Source organism: Pseudorhodobacter sp. (assembly GCF_030452865.1).
In the GTDB taxonomy this organism is placed as follows: Bacteria; Pseudomonadota; Alphaproteobacteria; order Rhodobacterales; family Rhodobacteraceae; genus Pseudorhodobacter.
In genome coordinates this window covers 1-2294 of record NZ_JAKDLJ010000494.1, presented here as the reverse complement: position 1 = coordinate 2294, position 2294 = coordinate 1, and the positions used below count along the sequence as shown (strand labels likewise).

Annotated in this window: 2 protein-coding genes and 1 pseudogene; all 3 read left to right on the top strand. The window is 55.0% G+C overall.

The window, feature by feature from the left end; translation table 11 throughout:
* Positions 1-704 (top strand): annotated as a pseudogene (locus L0H65_RS18550) (dipeptidase); the annotation flags it as partial.
* Entirely contained in the window at positions 656-1885 is a 1230-nt protein-coding gene (locus tag L0H65_RS18545) for an amidohydrolase (RefSeq protein WP_301460682.1), read from the top strand. The pseudogene L0H65_RS18550 and the gene L0H65_RS18545, both read left to right, overlap by 49 nt.
* Before the next feature lie 99 nt (positions 1886-1984).
* Complete coding sequence (locus tag L0H65_RS18540) at positions 1985-2170, top strand: hypothetical protein (protein ID WP_301460681.1); 186 nt, start codon at positions 1985-1987, stop codon at positions 2168-2170.
* The last annotated feature ends 124 nt before the right edge of the window (positions 2171-2294 follow it).

The window sequence follows — 2294 nt, the reverse complement described above, 5'->3', positions numbered from 1 at the left end:
GCAAAGGCCGCTGGGAGGGTGCTGCCTGGATCGAGGCTGAAATGCAGGCCCGTGCCGCGCGACCGGAAAAGATTGGTTTGACCGACGTGTTCTGGTCGATTTCAACGGCGCGGTTGACGGGCGACACCGCAGGCTATGGCCAAGTAGTGCCGCTGGTCCACACCAGCCACCCCGATTTGAGCATGCTTTGGCACGCGGCCGTGGGGCCGGTCACTGCGCCGTTGTTACCCGTTTTCATGGGGCAAACCAGCTTTCCCGATGCATATGGCAAGCACCGCTATCTGACCGAAGGCGAAAGCGCCCGTTTTCTTGATCGTCGTAAAGAGGAAAAAGCGCCGCAAGTCATTTGCAGAATTCCGCAAGGCATTGAAGTGGGCGACAGCGCTGTCTACCACTTCAAGCAACTCATGCATCTGGCTTTCCAAAGCCTTGAAGGTATCTTGCCCGAGGTCGATCAACATTGGCGGCAAATCGAGGCCGCGATGCTGGCTGATCTTCCTGCGGTTCAACGCAGCGCGGAAGTGCTGTTTGCAGCAGGCGAAACCGCTTTAGCCAATCGGCTATTGACCGATTTCAGCAGCCAATGGCACGGCAAAGTTCTTACCGATTGCAAAGCATTGGCGGCTTCGGCCTATGTTCGATTGCGTGCGCAAGGTTGCTTGAATATGACAGATCAACCAGTCGCGCCGCCGCAACTTTGGTAGGTCTGTTTAGCGGCAATGTGCCGACATCCTTCGGGGATCAGCCTATGGTAAATGAACTTGATCAACTGGTTGCCCTGCGCCATTGGCTGCACGCCCATCCAGAACTATCACGCCAAGAATCTGAGACTGCCCAGCATATGCAGCGGTTTTTGGCCGACAACGCCCCGCCCGATAAAATTGTGCCGTTAGCAGGAGCGGGCTTTGCTGCGGTCTATAACGGGATGGCAGCCGGACGCACAGTTATGTTTCGCGCCGAGTTGGACGCGCTGCCTATTTACGAAGTAAACGATCTGCCCTACCGCTCGCAACGCGATGGGGTCGGGCACAAGTGCGGCCATGATGGTCATATGACCATTTTGGCCGGTCTTGCGCTCCATTTGCGTGACCGCCCCCAACGTGGCCGCGTGGTTTTGCTGTTTCAGCCTGATGAGGAAACCGGAACTGGTGCGCAAGCCTGCGCCACCCATCCAAACTTTGCGCAAGTCATCCCAGATTTCGTCTTCGCCTTGCACAATTTGCCGGGCTATACCTTGGGTCAGGTCATTGTGAAAGAAGGCGTTTTTGCCTCTGCGGTCAAGTATATGGCCATACGGATGTCAGGCAAAGAATCCCACAGCGCCCAGCCTGAAACTGGCGCAAGCCCCGCATTTGCACTTGCAGAATTGACGCTGGCTGCACGGGAAATTCAGGCGCAGTTTGATGATCCCAGCGCCTACGCATTGATCGTTCCAGTGTTCACCCAAATGGGCGTGCAGTCGTCGGGTGTTTGCCCTGGTTCGGGCGAGGTGCATTTCACCCTTCGCGCTGGTGATGGCCGCATGGTCGCTGCGATGTGGCGCGATCTGTCCGAACGGGCAAAAATGATCGCCGAAAAATACGGACTGTTGATCGAATTCGAAACTAAAGAAGAGTTTGCGGCAACCTCAAACGCAACAGAGGCCGTTCAATTGATTAAACAGGCAGCGAAGGCCGCTGACCTAGATGTCACCACGATTGATCATCCGTTCCGTTGGGGCGAAGACTTCGGCGAATTGACGCAGCGCTACCCGGGCGGACTGTTTGGCATTGGTGCCGGAATTGATCATGCCGACTTACACAATCCGGATTTTGACTTTCCTGACACACTGCTGACGCCCGCGATACGGATTTTTGCGGGGCTTTCGGTTATTGCGCCTGTGTAAATTGGCAAGCCTCTATTGATCGGCCTGAAACTCTTTCCTGGCGGCCCAGGCGAGCGAGACGGGTAACACACGAGCATACGATTTGCACAAATAGGCCTCATGATCAACAAGCGTCCCGCCGATCAGGAAAAAGCCAATCTGTCAGCCGGCCACGTTTTTGATCGCGTCGGTGCCGCTGGCCATGTTGGCTCTTTTACCGGCGGGAAGGTGCCCTATCAAGGAACATACAGCCAGCCAAGCTATCAATTGTCAAAAACAGAGATGATCGGCCCTTTTTATTGGTAAACATGTTCGCGTTCTGTGCATCTCCTTGACTTTGTTTAACAAACCCTCTCAGGGACTCATCATGTGAAACCAGGGTGATAGCTTGGGTGGATGAGCAAACCGAACATACCGATCTACAAAACCC